The sequence below is a fragment of the Penaeicola halotolerans genome, assembly GCF_016464625.1.
GTDB classification, from domain to species: domain Bacteria; phylum Bacteroidota; class Bacteroidia; order Cytophagales; family Cyclobacteriaceae; genus Penaeicola; species Penaeicola halotolerans.
This window is the reverse complement of sequence record NZ_JAEAGO010000003.1, coordinates 399,860-419,208: the sequence shown is the minus strand read 5'-3', so window position 1 is coordinate 419,208 and position 19,349 is coordinate 399,860. Positions and strand designations below refer to the sequence as shown.

Below are 19,349 nucleotides of genomic sequence, written 5' to 3'. Positions count from 1 at the left end.
TCATTTCTGTGGTTAATTAGCCTATTCATTTATCCACAGATAGCCTATACTTATACATTATTTGGTTTTTATTTATCGAATTTTACTTATATTTCATCAGTTGAAAACAGACTCCAAACTGATCATCGATGAAATTTATAAAACTGATTATCTGCTTGGCACTTTTTAGTGCATGCTATTATTTTTTAAGTAGACCAATAGGGCAAATTCCTCCACTGGGATATTTCCTCGATCCAAGGCATGGCTTCTGGCAAAATACTTCAGCCGAGACAGATATCATCAAAGGTGAAATAGAACTTCCAGGTGTCAAAAGTCCTGTGGTCGTGCGATATGACGGGCAGTTGATTCCTCACCTTTTTGCTCAAAACAATGAGGATCTCTACTACACACAAGGCTACATCACAGCAAAGCATCGCCTTTGGCAAATGGAATTTCAGACCTTTGCTGCTGCTGGTAGAGTTTCGGAAGTAGCAGGAGCTCGAGCTATTCCATTTGATCAACTACAAAGACGTAAAGGCTTAGTGTTTGGAGCTGAAAACGTGCTAAAGACCATGGAAGAAGATGCTGAATCTCTGAAATGGTTGGAGGCTTACACACGAGGTATCAATGACTACATAGCGCAGTTATCCATGAAAGATCTGCCGGTAGAATATAAACTCATAGGCTACAAACCTGAACCTTGGACGCTACTAAAGACTGCTTTGCTTTTACAATACATGGCGGATATGCTAGCTGGTAGTGATGTAGATCTTGAGAACACCAATCTGCTCATGCAAATCGGTAAAGAGCAGTTCGATTTCCTTTTTCCAGAATTTCCTAAAGATAGTTCGCCTGTCATTCCGAATGGTACTGAGTGGGATTTTGAAGCAGTGACAGTAGAAAAACCTGAAAATATCATTTGGCCGCTTTCTGAGACAGGAGAGGTGATCCAAAAACCACATCCGCAAAATGGATCTAATAACTGGGCGGTATCTGGTACTAAGACCAAATCAGGCAAGCCTATTTTAGCAAATGACCCACACTTAGGTTTGAACTTACCTTCTATCTGGTATGTCATGCAACTCAACTCCCCAGATGTCAATGCCTATGGGGCGACTTTGCCTGGTGCTTTGGGTGTGATCATAGGATTCAATGACTCTACGGCTTGGGGAGTCACTAATGCTACAAGAGATGTGAGAGACTGGTATGCCATTACTTTTAAAGATGATAGTCATGATGAGTATAAGTATGATGGCAAGTGGCTAAAAACACAAAAGCGCATAGAAGAGATCAAGGTCAAAGGAGGAGAGACTTTTTATGACACGGTAGTCTACACCCACCATGGGCCTGTAGTCTATGATCGTAACTTTAAAGGTGAAGGGCAGCGAATCAACTATGCCCTCAAGTGGATCGGTCATCAAGGAGGTAATCAACAAAAGACTTTTCTAAAACTCAATAGAGCCAATAATCTGGCTGACTATAGAGCAGCACTTCAAAGCTATACTGCTCCAGCGCAAAACTTTGTCTTTGCTAGTCATGAAGGAGATATCGCTTTGACAGTTCAAGGCAAATTTGCAGTGAAATGGGAGGAGCAAGGTAAGTTTCTCATGGATGGGGCTGATCCTGCATACGAATGGAAGGCTTATATTCCTTTTGAGCATAATGCTTATGTGCTCAATCCAGAGCGAGGCTTTGTTACCTCTGCCAATCAGCATCCTACGGATGAAAATTACCCATATTATTACTATGATCATACCTTTGAGCACTACCGCAATAGGCGGATCGATCAAGTACTGACTAGCTCAGACAGTATCACTGTCGAGGATATGATGAAACTGCAAAATGACAATTACAACCTGATGGCTGCTGAGGCATTGCCTATGATGCTTCGTATGGTCAAAATGGATACACCACTAGTCGCGAAGTATGCTGATGTATTGAGACTAATGGATAACTGGGACTTCAGAAATGAGATAGAGGCTGAGGCGGCTACTGTATTTGAGCTTTGGTTTGATGGTTTTTATAGGTCAGTTTGGGATGAATTTAGAGCAATGGAGGTACCTGTCAGATATCCAAATAGCTATCAGACGATACAGATGCTTCAGACTGATTCCTTAAATCAGTATTTTGATATCGATAGCACTGCTACAGTAGAGACCGGAATGGACTTAGTAAGATTTGCCTTCTTAGGAGCAAATGAAGCCATTGAAGAATGGAAGTCAAAACAAGGAAGTGACACTTATGATTGGGCGACATATAAGGATACTTATATACAGCATCTACTCATGTTAGAACCTTTGAGTAAAAAAGGTGTGCGTGTAGGTGGTAATAAAGGAATCGTGAATGCTAACTCTAGAAGACATGGTGCTTCATGGAGAATGATCGTAGAGTTAGGTGATAAAGTCAAGGCTTATGGCATTTATCCAGGTGGCCAGTCGGGGAATCCTGGGAGTAAATATTATGACAATATGATCGAAGACTGGGCTGCAGGCAAATACTTTGAAGCTTTGTTTTTACACACTCCTAGTGAGCAAGAAGATAAAATTATTTTTACGACCATCATAAAACCTGAGAGCAATGAATAAGGGAGTTTATCAAGGATTATTGATTTTGATTTTAGGCTATTTTCTTACCTACATGTATCCATTTTGGATTCTGATGGTCTCAGCTTTGGTAATAGGGTTGATCATGGATACCAAAGGTTTTACAGCTTTCATTAGTGGATTTGTCGCTGTGGGTATTCTTTGGGTATTGCTAGCTTTTTTTGTTGCCTCAAGCAATGGAGATTTGTTAGTAGATAAGATTGCACTACTTTTTCCAGGGCAAAACCAGGCAGTGATTTATGGTCTTACATTTTTGGTAGGGGGCTTAATAGGAGGGATTTCTTCCCTTACTGGGCAGAGCTTCAGAGCAATATTTATCAAGAAAAGGCGTAAGATGTACTATTAAAACAATAAAGGCTGATTTAAATATCAGCCTTTGTTATTTACGCTTGAAATTTTTTCATGATCTGAATCAAATGTTGATTCTCAGCGGGAGTTCCTACTGAGATTCGGAGACAGTCATCACAAAGCACTACTTTTGAGCGGTCACGTACGATGATCAGATGGTCTATCAGATATTCATATACTTTCCTAGCATCTTTCATTTTGACCAATAGAAAATTCGCATCAGAAGGATAGATCTTCTGCACATAGCTTATAGCAGCAAGCGACTCTTGTAGGTTCGCTCTTTCTACTAAAAGTGATTTCACCATTTGATCTTTGGCGCTGACGTTGCCGATAGCTGCCAAAACAGTCTCTTGCGTCAATCCACTGATATTGTAGGGTGGTTTGATCAAGTTTAAAATTTTGATAATTTCCACTGAAGCAAAAGCCATCCCAAGTCTTAATGAAGCCAAGCCCCAAGCTTTAGAAAATGTCTGCATGACTAGCAAGTTTGGGTACTTTGCCAGCTCTGTAGTGAAGCTAGGCTCATCAGAGAAGTCGATGTAGGCTTCATCTACGACTACCAAACCCTCAAACTGCGCTAAGATGCTAAGCATGTCCTGTCTCTTTAGTTTATTACCGCTAGGGTTGTTTGGAGAGCAGAAAAAAATGATCTTAGTATTTGCTGAGATGGCCTCTAAGATTCCATTCAGGTCTATTTGAAAATCTGCAGTAAGATTTACTTTTTTCAGTTTGACATCATTGATGTTGGCACTGACTTCATACATGCCATAAGTAGGAGGCAGGATGATTACTTCATCGATACTAGGTCTACAAAATGCTCTGAATAATAAATCAATAGCTTCATCACTTCCGTTGCCCAAGAAGATCTGCTGCGGAGAGACATTTTTAATTTTAGCTATTTCAACTTTTAAGGCACTTTGATAAGGATCAGGATATCTATTAAAGGCTTCCTGTGTGATAGAGCCAAAAGGGTTTTCATTGGCATCTAAAAACACGCCATCACTTCCAGAATATTCGTCTCTGGCAGATGAGTATGGCTTGATGGCAGCTATGTGTGGTCTGAGTAATTTCTGTAGTTCAAACATCGCTTAGCTGTTATTCTTTAGATAGTTTAATCTTACAGTTACGGCTTGCTTGTGGGCTTCCAGTAGCTCGTTAGCTGCCATGATTTCTACTGTAGGACCGAGCGATCTGATGCCCTCAGCGGTGATTTTTTGATAGGTGATCTTTTTCACAAAGCTATCTAAAGAAACACCAGAGTAAGACTTCGCATAGCCGTTGGTTGGCAATGTGTGATTAGTGCCAGAAGCATAGTCACCAGCAGATTCAGGCGTATAGTTACCCATAAAGACTGATCCAGCATTAATGATTCTCTGACTGACCTCATCTACATTTTCTACGGATAGAATCAAGTGTTCTGGGCCATACTCATTGATGAGTAAGAGAGCTTTCTCTTGGTCACTTAGCACGATGGCTATGCTATTTTCTAAGGCTTTTTTAGCAATTTCTTTTCTTGGGAGAAGTGCCACTTGCGTATTGACTTCAGCCATTATTTTCTCAGCTACTTTTTCACCACTGGCTACCAGTACTACTTGACTGTCTACACCATGCTCAGCTTGTGATAGAAGGTCTGCAGCCACAAATGCTGGAATAGCACTGGCATCAGCATAGACAAGTACTTCAGAGGGGCCTGCAGGCATGTCTATTGCTGTTCCTTTTTGGCTGACGAGTTGTTTGGCTGCTGTCACATATTGATTGCCAGGACCAAAGATTTTGTAGACCGCAGGGACACTCTCTGTGCCATAGGCCATCGCAGCGACTGCTTGTGCACCACCTACCTTGACGATACGGTCTATACCGATCAGATCAGCTGTATAGAGGATAGCAGGATGGATCTTCCCCTCTCTATTAGGAGGTGTGCAAAGTACGATCTCTTCACAGCCAGCAATGTTGGCTGGAATGCCCAGCATCAATACTGTAGAAAAAAGCGGGGCAGTGCCACCTGGTACATAGAGACCCACTTTTTGGATAGGAACGCTCTTGCGCATACAAGTCACTCCTGGCATGACTTCTACAGTGAGTAAGTCTTGAACTTGAGCTGCATGAAAGGTTTCTATATTTTGTTTGGCTACTTGGATAGCTTGTTTGAGCTCTTCACTGATTTGATTAGTGGCAGCCTTTATTTCCTCTCTACTAACCAATAGCTCTTTAAGCTCGACATGATCATACTCTAAAGCGAATTTTCTCAAGGCTTTGTCCCCTTGTCTTTTCACCTTTTTCATGATCGGTTTCACGATTTTTTCAATCGTTTTGAGCTCTTGGGTAGGGCGTTTCAGTATAGACTCCCACTCAGTTTTCTTTGGATTGTTGATAATTTTCATGTTCAGGGATTATCAGATGACCATTTTTTCGATAGGTACTACTAAGATTCCTTGTGCACCTGCTGCGCGTAAGTTTTCGATTACTTCCCAGAAGCGATCTTCATTGACTACTGCGTGCACTGAGCTCCAGCCTTCTTCTGCCAAAGGTAAAATCGTTGGGCTTTTCATGCCTGGGATGAGTGACACGATCTCCTGTAGTGAGTCATTTGGGGCATTGAGCAACAAGTATTTGTTGTTTTTACCTGTTTGTACGGCATTGATTCTAAAGAGCAATCTCTCTAAGATATCTTGCTTTTCGGTACTGAGGTTTTGATGGCTGATCAGTACTGCTTCAGATTTGAAGATCTCTTCTACTTCTTTGAGCCCATTCATCATGAGCGTAGATCCTGAGCTGACTATATCACAGATGGCATCTGCTAGACCTATACTAGGGGCGATTTCTACAGAGCCACTGATCTCATGTATGTCAGCTTTGATTTTATTTTTATCAAGAAACTGCTGCAAGATCTTCGGGTAAGAGGTGGCGATACTGGCTCCTTGAAAGTCCTGAAGATTTTGATAGTGCTTTGATTTTGGGATGGCAAGAGATAGTCTGCATTTAGAAAAGCCCAGCTTTTTGACCACTGTCACTTGCTTGTCTTTTTCGACCATTTCATTTTCACCTACTATACCGATATCGGCTACACCATCTGCTACATAGCCAGGGATGTCATCATCTCTGAGGAATAAAAACTCTATGGGGAAGTTGGTAGCAGTTGATTTTAGTTTGCCAGTACCATTGTAAAATTTGATGCCGCATTCTTTGATTAAGCTAAGTGAATCGTCACTTAGCCTGCCAGATTTCTGTACTGCTATTCTGATAATATTGTCCATTAGGATAAATAATTTCTATAATTAATGATGAGTTAACAGCTTAAAGGCTGTAAATATAGGGTCTAAATATGACAAAGACCGCTTGGGGCGATATGTAAAATGGATTCCTCTATCAAGAGGAATGATGGCATGCATGATGAGCTACAGACACTTGTGGTGCTGCAAAAAGTGAGAATTCGATATTTGATAATAGATAGCTCATTAGATGTACAAATTTAATTATTGAAACCGAGCCAACAAGCAATTGTTTCAAAAAATCAATGTAAGGACTTAAGGGTATAGATATCTAAGTGAGTATAGCATGGCTATATAGTGAGAGATGCTTCCACCCAAGACAAAGAGATGCCAAATTGCATGCTGATAATAGTATCGCTTGGATAGATAAAAATAAGTGCCACCTACATAGCAAAATCCTCCTGAAACTATCCAAAAAAGTACGTCAGCTGTTAGATTGGCATACATAGGTCTGATAATCACGATGACCATCAAGCCAAGCGCTAGATAGATGAAGGTAGAGAGGTATTTGAACTTACCTGTTAGAAATATTTTAAAAATGATGCCACCAAGTACCAAAAGCCATTGTACGCCTATGAATATGAAGGCAGTGTTTTTTGGAGCGTAGTGATAGACAAAGTAGGAGGTAGTCCCAGCGATCAATAAATAGATGCTTATATGATCTAGTTTTTGGAAGACAGCTTTAGTTTGTTTATTAACTAAAGCATGATAAACGGTGGAGTTGATATAAACTAGCATCAAAGACACACCATAAACGACTATCGTGAGCCAAGTGAAATCACTTACACTTTTTTGAGCAGCTAGACTATATAGTATAGGCAAAGCTATCCAGCAAAAAAGAATGCCTATACCATGTGATAGTACATTGGCGAGTTCCTGCTTTGGAGTATAGTATATCTTTTCTTCTTTCGTCATATTTTTTTAGTCTACTAGATCCAAGCTTAATAGGGGCTTCGTATATGATCACAAATAAATCAAACTAAAAGTACAATGAAAACAATGACACAAAAAATGAAATCGCTTTTTGCAGTTGCTTTGATGATCGCTTCTGCTACAGTATTTATGGCATGTAATGATGATGACGATGAGCCAATGCTCCGTACTGAGACATTCAACTATGCATTCAATACAGGTCAAGTAGGTGAAGGTACTGCATATAGTGGAGATCACCCATCTAACTTCAGCGCTTCTATCACGCTAAGCGAGCAAGCTAATGGTACTACTAACGTAACTGTGACGCTTAACAACACACTACAAGGTCGTATGTACATGGTTCACGCTCACGATGGTGCCGATCCAGCAACTACTCCAAATGGAACTCCTTACAATGAGACGCCAAATCAAGAGGTTTTGGTAGCTATGATCAATGGTAATGGTGCAACTGCTTCACAAACTAGCCTTTCATCATTCTCTTTTGATCAGTTGACTGAGACATATGCTGGTTTCTTTGTAGTTCACGATCCAACACAAGACCTAAGTACAACAGATCTTACTACTTACCTTACTGTAGGTGCTTTCGCTAGATAATCCATAGGATAATAGCCATAAAAAAGTCGAGGATATCCTCGACTTTTTTTGTTTTAACCACCAGCCTTTTTGGCTTTATAGCCCATATTTAGCAATAGCTGTAAGACTTTATCTCTTTGGTCACCTTGGATCAATATTTCAGCATCTTTAGCGGATCCACCTACTCCACATTTATTTTTCAAGGTTTTTCCTAGATCTTGAAGATCAGGATCTGTTCCTACAAAGCCCGATATCAGCGTAACAACTTTGCCTCCCCTTGATTTCTTATCTAAAGATACCTTTAAGTTTTGTTGTTGCGGAGGAAGCGTCTCTGTGATATCATCCTCTCCTAAGTTGAACTCAAAATCATCACTGGTAGAGTAGACAACACCATCTCTTTTCTTCCAGTCATTGTTTTTACCTTTTGCCATGAATCAAAAATAAGGGAAGCAAATGAAAAAACCTTCACGTAGGGTAGATTGAATGAAGGTGTAAGATTCTTTTATTTTTTGATCGTCATCGTCCACACAGGTCGCTGCGCATGATTGACTACATCCTCTGCTATGCTGCCACTTAGCAGATGCATAAAGCCTGTTCGTCCATGGGTAGCCATAGCGATCATATCCATCTTATAATCTTCTGCAAAATGGATGATGCCATCCTCTTCACTGAGGGCATTGTAGATATGTACTTGAGTATTGGAGATTTGATGGGTTTTGATAAATACTTGGGCTGCTTTTTTTACTTCTCTTTCGGTTTCAAAGCTATTAGGAGTATTGATCTTTACTAGATGGATCTTAGCGCCTAATATTTCTTGCAACTTTTTGATTTCTTTGGTGACACCCTTTACTTCCTCAGAAAAATTCGTAGCAAAAACGATATTTTTAAGCTTCTTGATAGAAACATCTTTTTTGATGGTCAGGACTGGGCAGAGGGCTTGGCGAACGATTTTCTCAGTATTTGACCCTATGAGTACTTCCTCAATTCCTGATGAGCCCTTTGATCCCATGATGACTAGATTAGCTTTTATTTTAGCGATTTCTTTGGAGATACCAGCATATGGATTTCCAAAAATGATTTCACTTTCAACCTTCACCCCTCTGAAAACGCTGGATTTTTCAAGCTCTTTGAGCTTTTCTTTTCGGACTTCTACTAGTCGAGAGATCATGATGCGGTCTAGCATAAATGAACTTGCATCTACTTCCCCAATGGTATTGAATGAAGAACCTGTAGGGATCTCTATGATGTGAATTACCTTTAGCTTAGCATCAGATGCCTTGGCTAATTGTGCAGCTACGTGGGTAGCATGATGAGCTTCTTCTGAGAAGTCTGTGGGCACTAGGATCGTTTTCATAAGATATTGTTTTAGGTTAGAAGCAATCGCTTAACACCTAAAATTTAGAAAAATTATAGGAGAATTCCTATTCCAAAAAGCAAGACAAACAAAAGTGTACTAATCGCTAACTGTTTGAGAAATGGGTCTAGTGTGCTGGCTGTCTGATGGATAGCTACTGCTCTGGCATTGATCAAAAAGAGTGGTGCGCTGAATACAAATAACCAGCTAAAAAGAGAGGCTTGATTTAATGCCACAAACCAACATGCAGCACCAAATCCTAATGCTAATAAAGTCCAATGATAGATGATGGCTTTTGATCGTCCTAGTCTGACTGGAATAGACCTTTTACCTGCTTTGATATCAGAAGTGATGTCTCTGATATTATTGAGATTGAGTACTCCTGTGGCAAAAAGTCCGCAACTTACAGCTGGAAGGATGAAATCCCAAGTGATGCTGCCAGCATGCAAGAAATATGTACCACCCACGCCTAGTAATCCAAAGAATATGAAAACTGAAATATCGCCTAATCCCATGTAGCCATAAGGATTTTTACCTGCGGTATAGGTGATGGCTGCCCAAATACTGGCTAATCCGAAACCTAAAAATAATAAGGCCAAGTACCACTGATCACCTAAAGCCAACCAGATCAGTGCGATACCAGAAAGAAGCGAAACAATGGCAAGGATAATAATAGCACGCTTCATTTCTGCCGATGTGATCGCACCGCTTTGCACAGCGCGCTTAGGTCCTTCCCGCTCGGCAGAGTCTGCGCCATGGATAGTGTCTCCATAGTCATTGGCGAGATTAGAAAGTATCTGAAGAGAAATGGTAGTAATGGCCGCCAAGATCAAAATAGGCAGACTAAAGTGCCCATCATAGGCGGCTAAAAAACTTCCCATACCTATGCAGGACAAGGCTAGGGGTAAAGTACGAAGCCTGATTGCTTCCAACCAGGCTTCTTTTTTATTAGATGAATACGAATCCAAGGGTTTTCTTAAGCTTTGATCAAAGATATGATTTCTTCGTCCATTGGATTTACTCTTGAAGGGAAAAATTTCACCAATTTTCCATTTTCATCGATTAAGTATTTGCAGAAGTTCCAGCTAGGCTCTTGGTCGTTAGAACCGTTAAGCGACTTATCTGATAGCCATCTGTAAAGAGGGTGCTTGTCTACCCCTTTTACAGAGATTTTCTCAAACATCTGGAATTTCACACCATAGTTTGACTCACAAAACTCTTGGATATCTTCATTTGAACCCGGCTCCTGACCACCAAAGTTGTTGGCAGGGAAGGCGAGAATGGTGACATCTTTGCCATAAGTCTCGTGCAATTTTTGAAGGTCTGCATACTGAGGGGTATAACCGCATTTAGAAGCTACATTGACAACTAATACTTTTTTGCCTTTGTATTGGCTTAGGCTCACTTCTTTACCATCGATGGTATTTACCTTGTAGTCGTAGAATGACTTACCGTTTTCTTCCATATCATTTTGGGTTGTAAATCCTGCTACCACTGTAGCGAAGATTGATAGTGCGATGATTGTTAATTTCATAGTGTGTAAAGTTTGATTACATTCTTTCAGGTGAATTGATACCGAGTAAACGCATTCCTTTTTGAATTGTTTGTGCCACCTTTTGAGAAAGTGCAATTCTAAAGGCAAGTGCCTGACTATCTTGCTCATTGAAGATCGCCACTTCAGCATAGAAGCGGTTATATTCTTTGGCTAGATCATATACGTAATTGGCGATGATCGATGGGGCATAAGCTTCAGCAGCTTCTTTGATTTTAGCTGGATAAAGACTGAGCATAGCGATCACTTCCTGTTCGACAGGGTTGATATTTCCCAACTGACTGAAATCTCCAGCAGCGCCTATTTGCTGTGCCTTTCTCAATATAGCAGAGATCCTGGCATGAGTGTATTGGATAAAAGGACCAGTATTTCCCTGAAACTCGATAGACTCTTGAGGATTGAATAGCATGCGCTTTTTAGGATCTACTTTGAGCAAGAAGTATTTCAGTGCACCTAGTCCTAAAGTTCTGTAAAGCTCAGCTGCCTGCTCAGGAGTGAAGCCTTCGATCTTTCCAAGTTCCTCGGTCTGCTTAGCAGCTGTATCGATCATCTCTTGGATTAGGTCATCTGCATCTACTACCGTACCCTCTCTTGACTTCATTTTACCACTTGGTAGATCTACCATACCATAAGAGAGGTGATATAGTCCATCTGCATAGGGTCTGCCCAGTTTTTTGAGGATCTTAAAAAGCACATCAAAGTGATAGTCTTGCTCGTTGCCGACTACATAGACAGACTTATCAAAACCAAAATCAGAGTATTTCAGATCTGCTGTTCCTAAGTCTTGTGTGATGTAAACGGAGGTACCATCCCCTCTTAAGACAAGTTTCTCATCTAAACCTTCCGCACTGAGATCAGCCCAGACAGAGTTGTTTTCTTTTTTGAAAAATACTCCTTTTGAGAGCCCTTCTTCTACGATATCTTTACCTAATAAATAGGTGTCAGATTCATAGTAGAACTTATCAAAGCTAACGCCCATACTTTTATAAGTAGCATCGAAGCCCTCATAGACCCATCCATTCATCTTTTTCCATAGGTCTACCGTAGCAGGATCATTTGCTTCCCACTTGAGTAGCATTTCCTGTGCCTCTAAGATGAGAGGAGCTTGTTTTTTAGCTTCTTCTTCTGTTTTACCAGAAGCCATGAGTTGTGCGATTTCTTCTTTATAAGCTTTATCAAAAAGCACGTAATATTTGCCTGCCAAATGATCTCCTTTGATACCAGCTTGTTCGGGCGTTTCTCCATTTCCCATTTTTAGGTAAGCTACCATTGATTTACAGATATGAATACCGCGATCATTGACTAGGTTGACCATATCTACATGATAGCCATTAGCCTTTAGGATTTGTGCCACAGCGTACCCTAGGAAATTATTTCTCAAATGTCCTAAGTGGAGTGGCTTGTTAGTATTTGGAGAGGAGTACTCTACGATGACTTTTTGGCCATTGGACTTATAGGTACCAAACTGATCATTTGCATAGATTTCATTGAATAACGCTAGCCAAGCTTGTCCCTTGATGACTAAGTTGAGAAAGCCTTTGACTACATTAAAGCCTTCTATAAGTTCATTATTTTTTACAAGGTATTCACCGATCTCTTGGGCTGTGAGTTCAGGGTTTTTCTTGGAAATTTTGGCCAGCGAGAAAGTTACAAATGTGAAGCTTCCTTCAAACTCTTTTTTGGTAGATTGAAGTGCGATCTCTTCTAGAGGAAGCGATACACTGTATAGTGCTTGAAGAGCTTCTTGTATGCTGATTTGTAACGATTCTTGTATATTCATCTATTTTGGTTTCTTAAAAATTAGCAATCAATGAGGCTGTCGTAGCTTCTAATACATCAAATGCATTTTCGGCCATGGTATTTTCTGTATCTAGTGTTGGATTGACCTCTACGATCTCCCAGCAGCAGACGCGCTTGTCTTTGATGAGTTCGGTATTGAGCGAAATGGCTTCTTCTACAGTGAGTCCACCTGGCACTGGTGTACCCGTCCCTACGGAGATCTCCGTGTCTAGACTGTCTACATCAAATGAGATATAGATTTGATCGCAGTCTTTAAGCACTTCTAATGCTTCTTTGGAAATCTGTTGGATACCTTTCTCACGCACTTCCTGTGTAGGAAAGTTGCGGATACCATATTTTTTAATCAGATGATCTTCAGGAGTTTCAGTATCTCTTACGGAGATGAAGACAATGTCTTTTGGATCTATTTTAGGGCCTTCTATACCGATATTTTTGATTTTATTCCAGTAAGCTACTGTATCATCATTTGGCTTGTTCACTTGGCAGTCAAGGTTGTCTGTAGCAATGCACATGGCTAAAGGCATGCCGTGCATATTGCCAGAAGGTGTAGTATAGGGCGTATGCAAATCAGCATGAGCATCTATCCAGATGACACCAAGTTTCTTATTAGGATGAGCCGCTTTGATACCGATGATGGTACCAGCAGCGGTAGAGTGATCGCCAGCCAATACTATAGGAAACAATCGCTCAGCGCGAAGAGACTTGACTGTCTCAGCTACGCGATTCACCATTTCATATACTCCATCTATATATTTTGCTGTAGGATTTTTGATTCCTTGAAACAAGCGATTGTTTTCATCTTTGACACTGATTGGGTCAAAGCGCGTAAAATAATTCGATTTCTTATCCAAACTTGCGATCTTGAGCGCATCCACTCCTAGACTGGCTCCACGTGTCCCTGCAGCGATTTCAGACCTTACTTCTACTAACTTTATATCTCTCATATTTGGGTTAATGAATTATTTATGCAATTTTCGCATTAAAAACACAAATAAACAACTTAGGCAAAGAATGAATAGATACATCGATCTAATTAATCAAACTTTCGATTTTCCTACTAAAGAATTCAAATTAGTAAACAATGAGTTGCACTTCAATGACGTCAATTTGATGGATATTATCCAGACTTATGGTACGCCTTTGAAGCTCACTTACTTGCCTAAGATTAGTGAGAATATACAAAACGCCAAACGCATTTTTAACAATGCAATGAAGAAGCATAAGTATGAAGGTTCATACACGTACTGCTACTGCACCAAGTCTTCACATTTTTCTTTTGTGATGGAAAAGGCACTTCAAAACGATATACATATAGAGACTTCTTCTTCTTATGACATTCCCATTATTAGAAATCTTGAAGCAAGAGGACTGATCACTAAAGAGACTAAGATTGTTTGTAACGGTTTCAAAAGAGAGCTTTATAAGCAATACATCACTGAGTTGCTCAATGATGGTTTTGTCAATTGTACACCAGTTTTAGACAATCTCAATGAACTAGATTACTACCTTGAAAATGTCAAAGTGCCCTTTCAGGTAGGTATCAGAATAGCAGCAGATGAGGAGCCAAAGTTTGGGTTTTATACTTCTAGACTAGGAGTGAGATACAATGATATCTTGCCTCTCTATGAAGAGAAGATCAAGAATAATCCAAATGTGACGCTTAAGATGCTTCACTTCTTTATCAACTCAGGCATCAAAGATACGGGATACTACTGGAGTGAGTTGAGTAGATTCATCTCTAAGTACTGTGAGTTGAAGAAGGTTTGTCCTACGCTAGACACGATGGATATTGGTGGTGGATTTCCGATCAAGACCAATATGTTTTTTGACTACGACTATGACTACATGGCGGAGGAAATCATCAAGAACATCAAGTGGATCTGCGATAAAAATCATACGGATACACCAGATATCATCACTGAGTTTGGTTCTTATACAGTAGGAGAAAGCGGTGCGATCATCTACTCAATCTTGGATGAGAAGCTTCAAAATGACAAAGAGCTCTGGTATATGATAGATGGTTCATTCATCACCAACTTGCCTGACGTATGGGGTCTTAACCAAAAGTATATCATGCTCGCAGTGAATAACTGGGAAAACGAATACCACAAGATAAGTTTGGGTGGACTGACTTGTGACAGTATGGACTATTACAACTCAGAAGCTCATAACTATGAGGTCTTTTTGCCTAAAATAGAAGAGAAACAAAAGCAGTACATTGGATTTTTTCATACAGGAGCTTATCAAGAATCGCTCGGAGGCTATGGTGGGATACAGCACTGCTTGATCCCTGCACCTAAGCATGTGATCATTGATCGAGAAGCAGATGGTACGATCAAACATTGGCTCTTTGCACCAGAGCAGACGTCAGATTCTATGCTGAAGACACTTGGGTACTAGTTACCCACATTGAGGAATAAAGGACTCCACAGGTTGAGGGAAAACTCTTCAACTTGTGGAGTTTTCTTTTTGGTATGAGCGGTCATAAACATTTATGAGCTGTTGAGGCTTTAGCTTTTTAGTATATTTGCAATATTCTATTGAATATATAGACAGGAATACGTCTTTTTGAACAATTATTGCGCATCTAACCTCGATGGATATGAAAAATTCTACTTACAGATTCAGGAGTATATTAGTTAGTTTGGTTTTAATCCACTTTGTATCAGGTTTAAATCCTGCTTTTTCACAGAGCAAGAAGACCTTTTCTGGTCCTTATCAATGGAAAGATGGGAGAGAAGGAACAGCTACCTTTCAATACATAGAAGCCAAAAATGGAGACCGTATTTTGGATGGAGATTTCATCTTTAAAAGTAAAAAAGCTGACTCATTAGATCAGAATATCTTCAACAAGTTTGAAGTGAGAGGTACTTACAAAAACGGTAAAAAGACTGGAGACTGGTCTTACATCTCTGAAGAGCATACTGTCAAGGTCAATGATGTCATAGACTTTAAGGTGGATGTGGATCTGCAAAGTATTGTCAGATCTCTGAAGGCTGCTTACAAAGAAGAAGTCCCTAGTGGAGATTGGTCATATGATGCTAAAGTCTATCAGCAAGGAGAGTTGGAGCCGAAGTTTGCAGCAGAAAAACTTAGTTTCAAAAATGGAGATGTCATCGGACGCATCAGTATAGTGAGATTCGATGGTGTCAATAATTACTCTATAGAAGGCTACACCAATAGCGCTGGATTCATGGATTCTACATGGAGACTGAGTTACATGGAAGACTCCATTCTTTATCAAGAGAATAGACTCTATCAAGATGGAATCCTCTTAGAGTTGAGTAAAACTAACCTAAAGGACTCGACTACTCAGAGAGTTGATTATGTGGAGAGCAAAAGAAAGTTAAAGCTTATAGCAGACAAAAAGAATGATGGTTTTATCATATCTGACAGGGAGTTTAATCTAAGGTTCAATGATGGCTACAGGAGAAGAGATGATGAGTTTCAATTTCAGCTTTCGGGTAATGCTTTTATAGAGCGTATCTTACAGCAATTGTTGCAGTTTGATGAGTCTTATTTTTCAGAAAATGGCACTTTTAAAAACTTCCCAATTAAGACCAAAAGATTTGAGTATCCTGTAGCGGCTGATGATAAGAAAATCGGAGAGGAAGCTGGTAAGATCTATAAATCATTAAGTGATAAAGTTGATAAATATGTCAACTACAATGCGCTTAACATCAATAGACAGCGTAGTGACTCATTGGCGTTTGCAGCGGCATTTTTCAAGACCATGGATCAGAAGCTAGATGCTTTTGACAACATCATCGATATCATCACTACTGACAGGATCAAGTATGTAGACCAATCAATCTACACTAGAAATGGCTTGGACTATCTAGCAGCTTATGATACGATTCGCTATAGATTTCAAGGAGAGGACAGGGAAAAAGTACTTGAATTCAGACAAGTGATCGAAAGTGAGACTGAACTCCTCAATGCCATCAATTCTTATCTTAAAGAAGAGAATAAAGTGGTAGACCAAGTGATCAAGCAAGTTAGCCTAGAACTTGAGAAAATTGAGAAAGATGAGTCTCTTCAAAAATTAGAAACTGAACTGCTGAATAAAAAAGAGACATTAGACACACTCTATTTAGAGTTTGAATATGAAGATGTAGAGACTGAGCGATTGGTTAAAGACATGCATCAAAGATTTTTGGAGGATTACTATGATAGCTTGAATGCCTCTTATGCCCAAGCTGAAAAGTACGAGGACAGATTTAATAGGCTTGAACTCATGATGGAGTTTTTAGAGGAAATGGAAGAACTTCATGCACCATTTTTAGTGATTTATAAAAATCAGGCTGATTTAGATACTTATTACATGGAGGAGTCTTTTGACCCATTTATTTATCAGACAGTAGAAAAAAGAACAAAACCTAGGCTTTACAGGGCTGGAGAGCGACTATTTAGTGAATACATGAATCAGCTGAGAACTCAAGGAGACTACACACTCATAAGTGAGCAGCTCAACAAAATATACAAATTGCATAAGCGCATGAAGGAACTGCGAGACGAGGACACAAGAAAGCTAGAAAGAAGGATTTCTAGAACAGAGGATATCGCGCAATATGAAAGGCTTTTAGACCTATGAAATCAATAAATTTAAAGCTAGTAGCAGGGATATTGTTACTAGCTATCATATCGACTATACAAACAGTTCGTGCTCAAGAAACCTTACCTGAACCGACCCCAGCACAAAGGAGGATAGTAGAGCAGGAGTCTGGATTTTGGTTGGGACTTTATACCAAATACAAAATAGGAGAGCGACTTTACTATTATGGGGAGTATCACTTGAGGACAAGAGATAGACTCATCAGAGAGATGGCTCAGATTTATTTGAGGTTTGGACTATCGTATATAGTAAATCCAAACTTGGAAATTACTGGTGGTATCGTGACGCCATTTTACTGGGCTCCAGGCGCTGACTTTGGCGATGCAGACCCTAGCACTTATGACAATATTGTTCCTCAATTTAGATTTTGGCAACAGTTTCTATTCGTTCAGCCTGTAGGAGTAGCAAAGCTTTATCACCAATTCAGAACTGAGCAAAGGTGGAGAAGAGACTACGAAGTAAATTCTGATTGGGAGCTGACGCATAGATTTAGGTATAAAATACTTTCTTACATTCCGTTAAACTCTACGAGACTTGAAAATAATACCCTCTTTTATGCTGGGTATGCAGAAGTATTTATTCAAGCAGGAAAACCGATCATTTCAAACTATCTTGAAGACATTCGACTGTTTTCTGGTCTTGGTTATATAGTTAATGAAAATATTCAGCTCCAAACCGGTTTTCAATGGACTTGGCAGCCCCAAAACAGTGGTTTTGAATATAAGAGTAGAAGTATGCTTCGGTTCAGTATATATCATAATTTAGATTTTACTAACCGTAAGCGAAAGAAAGACAATATAGAAATCAGACCAGGGGTACTATAATATCAACTTAAGCTCTCCACATGGAGGGCTTTTTTTATACATTGATATTCTGTATATTAATCTTCCATTAATTTTTTATCTTATGGAAGATCAAAGACATCCTTCTCGAATCCTGAGCTGGGCTGAGGAAGATAGGCCTAGAGAAAAACTCCTGCTCAAAGGCAAAGCAGCACTATCTGATGCTGAACTGATCGCTATACTCATAGGCTCTGGGACTACCTCGATGAGTGCTGTAGACGTAGCCAAGCTGATCCTGCAAGCCAATGATTATGATCTCAATTTGCTCGCTCGACAGAGTGTGAAGGACCTGCAAAGGTTTAAAGGAATCGGAGAAGCTAAGGCTATTAGTATCGTCAGCGCATTGGAGCTGGGCAGACGAAAAAAGGACATGCAGTCCAAAGAGCGACCAATAATCACCTCCTCCAATATAGTATATAATCTGATGAAGCCTGAGCTCTTGGATCAGCCAGTGGAGTTTTTTTATACCATCATGCTAAATAGAAAAAATGAAGTGCTGCGAAAAATCATGATCAGCTCAGGAGGAGTGACAGGCACCGTAGCAGATCCTAAAGTGATCTTCAGATCCGCCTTAGAACATAATGCCAGCTCAATTATTTTAGTACACAATCACCCTTCTGGGCAACTCAAGCCTAGTACTGCCGATATCAATCTCACTAAGAAGCTTGTCTCAGCGGGTAAATCTCTAGAAATACCTGTTTTGGATCATCTCATATTCGCAGATAATGGCTATTTTAGCTTTGCGGATGAAGGCATGCTCTAATGGATGACTTTCTTTCAATTTTAGATGAGAAATATTGAATAAATGGCTAAGCAGAATAAGCAAAAAACGCTGATATACTTTCTATTTGGAGTGGTATCTATAGTGATCTTGTATTACTCATTTCAAGGTGGGGAGTCGATAGATGACTATGAGTCGAGAGTGATGAGCGAGCGTCAGCGACAAGAGAAGTTTCTGAGATTTAATAGTGAGTCACCATTCAACGTGGAGGATGCTAAAGCGGAGTTTAAGCCACTAAGCTATTATCCGATCAATACCCGATATAAAGTCAAGGCAAGACTCACACCAGTGCAAAATCAAAAACTGCTGGAACTGCCCATGACCGATGGTAGTCAAGCTAAGTATATCAAATATGCCATTGCTCAGTTTGAGTTAGGTGGTCGGACACACGAGCTATTGCTGCTTCAGGACTTTGAAGAAAAAATCCCAGGTAAACTCTTTTTGGCTTTTGCTGATGAGACCAGTGCTCGCGAGACCTATGGTGGAGGCAGATACTTAGATGTGACGCTTGATACCGAAAGGTCAGCTACGCTTGACTTTAATCTGGCTTACAATCCTTACTGTGCTTACAACGCTGATTTTGCATGTCCGCTTCCTCCCAAAGAGAACCTACTCACTGTCGCTATAGAGGCTGGGGAGAAAAAGTTTGAATAGCGGTACTCTTTGATTTTTATCCCTAAATTTGCGCCTTAAATAATGA

Annotated in this window: 18 protein-coding genes; 8 read left to right on the top strand and 10 right to left on the bottom strand. The window is 40.0% G+C overall.

Going from position 1 to position 19,349, the window contains the following annotated elements; translation table 11 throughout:
- The first annotated feature begins 128 nt into the window (after nucleotides 1-128).
- A complete protein-coding gene (locus I5349_RS09425) occupies nucleotides 129-2,564 on the top strand; it encodes a penicillin acylase family protein (RefSeq protein WP_226390511.1) in 2,436 nt (811 codons plus the stop codon).
- Nucleotides 2,557-2,928 (top strand): hypothetical protein, encoded by a 372-nt coding sequence (locus I5349_RS09420; protein WP_226390510.1) that lies wholly within the window; start codon nucleotides 2,557-2,559, stop codon nucleotides 2,926-2,928. The genes I5349_RS09425 and I5349_RS09420 overlap by 8 nt, the downstream gene beginning before the upstream one ends.
- A 37-nt stretch (nucleotides 2,929-2,965) precedes the next feature.
- Here I5349_RS09420 and hisC read toward each other — a convergent pair whose 3' ends face one another.
- The 4 genes from hisC to trhA form a co-directional block, all read right to left on the bottom strand.
- On the bottom strand, nucleotides 2,966-4,015 hold the full coding sequence (hisC, locus tag I5349_RS09415; protein WP_226390509.1) for a histidinol-phosphate transaminase: 1,050 nt from the start codon (nucleotides 4,013-4,015) through the stop codon (nucleotides 2,966-2,968).
- 3 nt (nucleotides 4,016-4,018) lie between these two features.
- On the bottom strand, nucleotides 4,019-5,311 hold the full coding sequence (gene hisD / locus I5349_RS09410) for a histidinol dehydrogenase (RefSeq protein ID WP_226390508.1): 1,293 nt from the start codon (nucleotides 5,309-5,311) through the stop codon (nucleotides 4,019-4,021).
- A gap of 12 nt (nucleotides 5,312-5,323) precedes the next feature.
- A complete protein-coding gene (gene hisG, locus I5349_RS09405; protein ID WP_226390507.1) occupies nucleotides 5,324-6,184 on the bottom strand; it encodes an ATP phosphoribosyltransferase in 861 nt (286 codons plus the stop codon).
- Nucleotides 6,185-6,454: 270 nt separating this feature from the next.
- Complete coding sequence (trhA, locus tag I5349_RS09400) at nucleotides 6,455-7,114, bottom strand: PAQR family membrane homeostasis protein TrhA (protein WP_226390506.1); 660 nt, start codon at nucleotides 7,112-7,114, stop codon at nucleotides 6,455-6,457.
- A 75-nt stretch (nucleotides 7,115-7,189) separates the two neighbouring features.
- Between trhA and I5349_RS09395 the strand changes: the two genes are divergently transcribed.
- Nucleotides 7,190-7,726 (top strand): hypothetical protein, encoded by a 537-nt coding sequence (locus tag I5349_RS09395; RefSeq protein ID WP_226390505.1) that lies wholly within the window; start codon nucleotides 7,190-7,192, stop codon nucleotides 7,724-7,726.
- Nucleotides 7,727-7,779: 53 nt separating this feature from the next.
- Here the strand turns inward: I5349_RS09395 and I5349_RS09390 are convergent, their stop codons facing one another.
- The 6 genes from I5349_RS09390 to rocF form a co-directional block, all read right to left on the bottom strand.
- Entirely contained in the window at nucleotides 7,780-8,136 is a 357-nt protein-coding gene (locus I5349_RS09390) for a translation initiation factor (RefSeq protein WP_226390504.1), read from the bottom strand.
- Nucleotides 8,137-8,207: 71 nt separating this feature from the next.
- Nucleotides 8,208-9,059 (bottom strand): universal stress protein, encoded by an 852-nt coding sequence (locus tag I5349_RS09385; protein ID WP_226390503.1) that lies wholly within the window; start codon nucleotides 9,057-9,059, stop codon nucleotides 8,208-8,210.
- Between the two features lie 53 nt (nucleotides 9,060-9,112).
- A complete protein-coding gene (locus tag I5349_RS09380; protein ID WP_438865897.1) occupies nucleotides 9,113-9,991 on the bottom strand; it encodes a 1,4-dihydroxy-2-naphthoate polyprenyltransferase in 879 nt (292 codons plus the stop codon).
- A gap of 44 nt (nucleotides 9,992-10,035) precedes the next feature.
- A complete protein-coding gene (locus tag I5349_RS09375) occupies nucleotides 10,036-10,593 on the bottom strand; it encodes a glutathione peroxidase (protein ID WP_226390501.1) in 558 nt (185 codons plus the stop codon).
- A gap of 16 nt (nucleotides 10,594-10,609) precedes the next feature.
- A complete protein-coding gene (gene argS / locus I5349_RS09370; protein WP_226390500.1) occupies nucleotides 10,610-12,391 on the bottom strand; it encodes an arginine--tRNA ligase in 1,782 nt (593 codons plus the stop codon).
- Between the two features lie 13 nt (nucleotides 12,392-12,404).
- Nucleotides 12,405-13,355 carry an arginase gene (rocF, locus tag I5349_RS09365; protein ID WP_226390499.1) on the bottom strand — a complete coding sequence of 317 codons (951 nt, stop codon included), beginning with the start codon at nucleotides 13,353-13,355 and terminating at the stop codon, nucleotides 12,405-12,407.
- A gap of 67 nt (nucleotides 13,356-13,422) precedes the next feature.
- Here rocF and I5349_RS09360 point away from each other — a divergent pair, with 67 nt between their 5' ends.
- From I5349_RS09360 to I5349_RS09340, 5 genes are all read left to right on the top strand, one after another.
- Nucleotides 13,423-14,811 carry an arginine decarboxylase gene (locus I5349_RS09360; RefSeq protein WP_226390498.1) on the top strand — a complete coding sequence of 463 codons (1,389 nt, stop codon included), beginning with the start codon at nucleotides 13,423-13,425 and terminating at the stop codon, nucleotides 14,809-14,811.
- Nucleotides 14,812-15,013: 202 nt separating this feature from the next.
- The gene (locus I5349_RS09355; RefSeq protein ID WP_226390497.1) at nucleotides 15,014-17,005 is read left to right on the top strand and encodes a hypothetical protein; all 1,992 of its coding nucleotides are present in this window, start codon (nucleotides 15,014-15,016) and stop codon (nucleotides 17,003-17,005) included.
- Nucleotides 17,002-17,850, top strand: coding sequence for a DUF2490 domain-containing protein (locus I5349_RS09350; protein WP_226390496.1), 849 nt, complete (start codon nucleotides 17,002-17,004; stop codon nucleotides 17,848-17,850). The genes I5349_RS09355 and I5349_RS09350 overlap by 4 nt, the downstream gene beginning before the upstream one ends.
- 82 nt (nucleotides 17,851-17,932) lie before the next feature.
- A complete protein-coding gene (radC, locus tag I5349_RS09345) occupies nucleotides 17,933-18,631 on the top strand; it encodes a RadC family protein (protein ID WP_226390495.1) in 699 nt (232 codons plus the stop codon).
- Nucleotides 18,632-18,673: 42 nt separating this feature from the next.
- Nucleotides 18,674-19,303 (top strand): DUF1684 domain-containing protein, encoded by a 630-nt coding sequence (locus I5349_RS09340; protein WP_226390494.1) that lies wholly within the window; start codon nucleotides 18,674-18,676, stop codon nucleotides 19,301-19,303.
- Nucleotides 19,304-19,349 lie beyond the last annotated feature (46 nt).

Bases quoted from the DNA above. Each gene is read 5' to 3' on its own strand.
- hisD (WP_226390508.1), bottom strand. From the start codon at position 5,311: ATGAAAATTATCAACAATCCAAAGAAAACTGAGTGGGAGTCTATACTG.
- I5349_RS09350 (WP_226390496.1), top strand. From the start codon at position 17,002: ATGAAATCAATAAATTTAAAGCTAGTAGCAGGGATATTGTTACTAGCT.
- I5349_RS09360 (WP_226390498.1), top strand. From the start codon at position 13,423: ATGAATAGATACATCGATCTAATTAATCAAACTTTCGATTTTCCTACT.
- trhA (WP_226390506.1), bottom strand. From the start codon at position 7,114: ATGACGAAAGAAGAAAAGATATACTATACTCCAAAGCAGGAACTCGCC.
- I5349_RS09420 (WP_226390510.1), top strand. From the start codon at position 2,557: ATGAATAAGGGAGTTTATCAAGGATTATTGATTTTGATTTTAGGCTAT.
- rocF (WP_226390499.1), bottom strand. From the start codon at position 13,355: ATGAGAGATATAAAGTTAGTAGAAGTAAGGTCTGAAATCGCTGCAGGG.
- radC (WP_226390495.1), top strand. From the start codon at position 17,933: ATGGAAGATCAAAGACATCCTTCTCGAATCCTGAGCTGGGCTGAGGAA.
- I5349_RS09340 (WP_226390494.1), top strand. From the start codon at position 18,674: ATGGCTAAGCAGAATAAGCAAAAAACGCTGATATACTTTCTATTTGGA.
- I5349_RS09425 (WP_226390511.1), top strand. From the start codon at position 129: ATGAAATTTATAAAACTGATTATCTGCTTGGCACTTTTTAGTGCATGC.
- hisG (WP_226390507.1), bottom strand. From the start codon at position 6,184: ATGGACAATATTATCAGAATAGCAGTACAGAAATCTGGCAGGCTAAGT.
- hisC (WP_226390509.1), bottom strand. From the start codon at position 4,015: ATGTTTGAACTACAGAAATTACTCAGACCACACATAGCTGCCATCAAG.
- argS (WP_226390500.1), bottom strand. From the start codon at position 12,391: ATGAATATACAAGAATCGTTACAAATCAGCATACAAGAAGCTCTTCAA.
- I5349_RS09355 (WP_226390497.1), top strand. From the start codon at position 15,014: ATGAAAAATTCTACTTACAGATTCAGGAGTATATTAGTTAGTTTGGTT.
- I5349_RS09375 (WP_226390501.1), bottom strand. From the start codon at position 10,593: ATGAAATTAACAATCATCGCACTATCAATCTTCGCTACAGTGGTAGCA.
- I5349_RS09385 (WP_226390503.1), bottom strand. From the start codon at position 9,059: ATGAAAACGATCCTAGTGCCCACAGACTTCTCAGAAGAAGCTCATCAT.
- I5349_RS09395 (WP_226390505.1), top strand. From the start codon at position 7,190: ATGAAAACAATGACACAAAAAATGAAATCGCTTTTTGCAGTTGCTTTG.
- I5349_RS09390 (WP_226390504.1), bottom strand. From the start codon at position 8,136: ATGGCAAAAGGTAAAAACAATGACTGGAAGAAAAGAGATGGTGTTGTC.